Annotated in this window: 3 protein-coding genes; all 3 read right to left on the bottom strand. The window is 39.4% G+C overall.

The features are described from left to right. Positions 1-330: 330 nt before the first annotated feature. Positions 331-1,350: an energy transducer TonB gene (locus tag Q1V93_RS18510; protein WP_300666789.1), complete on the bottom strand. Its 1,020-nt coding sequence runs from the start codon at positions 1,348-1,350 to the stop codon at positions 331-333. 12 nt (positions 1,351-1,362) lie between these two features. Beyond that, positions 1,363-2,493 carry a TonB family protein gene (locus Q1V93_RS18505; RefSeq protein ID WP_300666786.1) on the bottom strand — a complete coding sequence of 377 codons (1,131 nt, stop codon included), beginning with the start codon at positions 2,491-2,493 and terminating at the stop codon, positions 1,363-1,365. 49 nt (positions 2,494-2,542) lie between these two features. Beyond that, positions 2,543-3,568, bottom strand: a 1,026-nt coding sequence (locus Q1V93_RS18500) for an energy transducer TonB (RefSeq protein WP_300666783.1), incomplete at its 5' end; no start/stop codon positions are given.

Below are 3,568 nucleotides of genomic sequence, written 5' to 3'. Positions count from 1 at the left end.
GACGAAGATTGAAATTTAGGAGATTGCTTTTTGGCAAGACAGAAGATATTCAGACCTTTGCGTTCTTTCACTCTTAGCGGTTAAATAAGGCAGAATTTATAAACCGCAAAGAAACAGAGAGCGCAAAGATTTAGAACTGACCTGTGTTAAATACATAACTCCCCATACCAGTTGCCTCTTTCTCCTTTAAGCCATCAATCTGTTGATTTTGCTTAAAAAGAGTGAGTACGGTAGCCAAGCTATTCATTTGCGCATTTGCGTTAAAGTATAATAGGTTTGGCATAGTTTCCATATATAATACCACATTACACAGAATTTGAGATTGTTCTATTAAGGTAACTTAATCGGAAGTCTGAAGACAGAACTTACTGGGTTCCCACCTTTTGTTGCTGGAATCCATCGAGGCATATTCTGAACAATTCTCAGTACTTCTTTTTCACATTTAAAACATTCCACTCCTTTCGTAATGATTGGATCCCGGATCTCACCATTATCCGTAATAACAAACTTCACATAGATTTTCCCTGAATAATGCGGGTCTTCGGATTTAATACCCGATTTTGAGAATTCCTGTGCAAAATAAGCCTTTAGAACTTCAAATCCTCCGGGAGGAAAAATCGGAATTGTTTCATACGGCTCTTCTCCAACTTTAGATATTTCAAACACGCTTGGTGTAATCTCGTCATAATCTATTGTTCCACAGAGCCAACCTTCCTTTGTTTCTTTTACTTTGACAGGAGTTGATACTCCATTTCCAAGACAATAGTCATTCGTTCTTGAAATCAACTTTTCCCAAGCGGTCAGTTTTAATGAATCCTCCTGATAAGCAAGTAGTTCCTCCTTAAACTCCATTAATTTATCTTTCAATGTAGCATTCGATTTTTCGTAGAAAGCAGCTTTCTCCTTCAAAAAAGCATTCTGTTCTTTCGAATTCATTCTTTTCTTACTTACAAAAAAAAAGTCCATTCCGAAATCACTTCTTTCTTTCAGCGCCTGATCCTCCAACTTTGATTGAAATGCAGTCAATTGATCTAACGAAACATCTTTAGATCTGTAAAACTGTGTCCAATCTATCAAGTAATCATTCCTTTTATGGATTAAAGAATAAAATTCGAACTTTCGCTCTTCAACAACATCGTATAAATCCAGTAACATCCCAATCTTGTTCCTGTTTCTATTCTGTAATGCTGAAACGTTGTCATTCAACATGGATACTGCTAAGAAAAGAGAATCTGTCGTTTTCTTACTTACATCACATTTCATTTTCAGCTCTCTGTTCATTTGCTTTATTGATTGACCAAATGATGAAAAGCTAAAGATCAAACCAACGATCAAGGCTCCAAATCTCATATTTCTTATTATTTAATTCAGTTTAAACTCCACGGGTAAATTGAAATAGGAATCTACTGGTTTTCCCTGAAATTTACCCGGTTTCCATTTAGGCATTTTCTTTACCAGACGGATTGCTTCCGTATTACATTCATTGCAGTCCGGAACGCCTTTTATAATTTGCACATTTAAAATCTCTCCCTCTTTCGAAACAACAAATTTCACGTATGCTTTCCCGGAGATTCCCAGTTCTTTAGCTGCCGGAGGGTAACGCAGGTTGTCTGCGAGATATTTTTTTAGCATCGCTGTTCCACCGGGAAATTCCGCTATCTCATCAACTACCGAATAAATTTCAGGTTCTTTGGCAACAATCCGTGAAGATTCTACCACCGGCAGAGGCACATCTGCAAGTCCTTCATCCCGGTAATAAGGCTCATTCGTGACTTCTATTTTAGGAGCAGGATGAACATCCGGAAAAACAACCCGGTAAGCATCCGGAAAACCACCTGGTCCTTTCAAACGGTAATTTTCACGCAAACTTTCAAGCTCGCTATCCAACCCTCTTTTTTTGGAAAGGAGAATCCCGGTTGCATTTTCATAAACAAGCGAAGCTGAATCTAAAAGAGAAATGGCCGATTTCAATTGCCTGATTGCCGTCACATTGTTCTGCAGCCGAAGGTCATTGAGTTTTGCCTGATTTTGGTATTCCACAATCTTCTGCTTCAAACGTTCATTCTGCTGTTTTAATTCCAGTCCGTTCTCATTCAATGCTTCAGAAAGATGATCCATCGGTTCCATCTTCTTTTTCATCTCCAGCACGGACTGCAGAAAATACCAGCCATTCGACATGTCCATGTACTTTTGCACATCAGTCATATCCGGATAATGCTCGAGGCGCTTCAAATTGTAAAGTACCCGGCTAATCGAATCCCGGTAAAAGAGCGTATTACTTGATTCTGTAATGAATCGCTCTTTTTGCTTTCCAAATTGATGTTGTAAATCCTCCGCCTGATTGTTGAGCAGAGAAAAGGCTTGATGAACTGAATCTTGTTTCTGTTGTTCTTTTGCCAGTTCTGTGCGCAACCTGTCATTCGTTTTCTTAGCAGATTGCCCGAACGTAAACACGCTTAAAAACAACATTAAAGTAAAAGCAGTCAATTTCATTCTATGTATTATTTAATATTTATTGGTATTGAGTTGTCTTTATTTGTCTTCAATCAATTTTAAAAGTCACCGGTAAACTAAAGTATGAATCTACCGGCTTGCCATTGTTTTTTCCGGGTTTCCATTTCGGCATTGCCTTGATCAAACGAATCGCTTCGGCATCGCATTCCGGACAACCCGGAAGACCTCTCTTGAGCATTACATTTGAAATAGTCCCTTCTTTGGAAACGACAAATTGCAGGTATATTTTTCCGGAAATCGCCTCTTCTTTTGCCCGTTCCGGATATTGAAGCTTATCTGTTAAGTATTTTTTCAAGGCAGACACTCCACCCGGAAATTCCGCAGACTCTTCTACAACGGTATAAATTTCGGGTTCCCTGGCGGCAATAACGGAAGATTCTACCGGTGGAGGCGGCTCCGAAACACTACTCTGAGTATACTCCAAATCTCCTGAATCAATACGATCCTTCGACTTTTCTTTGGAAACCGGATGAATGTTCGGAAAAACAGATTGATAAATATCCGGAAAACCGGCAGGACCTTTCAGACGATAATTTTCCCGCAAATTCTCAAGTAGTTTCTCCAGGTCTTGTTCCCTGGATAAAAGCGCCTTATGTGCATTTTCGTAAACAAGTGTTGCTGAATCGACCAAAATGATGTCAGATTCCAGTTGTTTGATCATACTCACGTTACTTCGCAGCCGAAGGTCATTGAGTGTTGCCAGGTCACGGTATTCCTTCAGTCTTGCTTCTAATCGCACATTCTGTTGCTTTACGGTCAATCCCTTCAAATCCATCGACTTTAAAACACTGTCAAAGCGTTCCGGTCTCATTTTCGGATTCAAGATGCGGTGGATAAAATGTGAGCCATTTGACAAATTCATGTATTTGATCACATCATTCATTTCCGGGTTTTCATCCAGGCATTTTAACTTGTGCCATGTGAGAGTAATCACGTCCTGGTAATACTTTGTACTCCCCGCTTCTGACATAAACCGCTCTCTTTTTATCCTAAGCTGAATTTGCAAACTATCCAATTGATGATAAGACTGAAAAACCTGGTAGGCCGAATCTTG

Origin of the sequence: Fluviicola sp., from assembly GCF_030151805.1 — a bacterium.
Taxonomy (GTDB): domain Bacteria; phylum Bacteroidota; class Bacteroidia; order Flavobacteriales_D; family Crocinitomicaceae; genus Fluviicola.
Note: the sequence above shows the minus strand (reverse complement) of the source record. Positions and strands in the feature narration are given on the sequence as shown.

Coding starts and splice junctions, on each gene's coding strand:
- Q1V93_RS18510 (WP_300666789.1), bottom strand. CDS start 1,350: ATGAGATTTGGAGCCTTGATCGTTGGTTTGATCTTTAGCTTTTCATCA.
- Q1V93_RS18505 (WP_300666786.1), bottom strand. CDS start 2,493: ATGAAATTGACTGCTTTTACTTTAATGTTGTTTTTAAGCGTGTTTACG.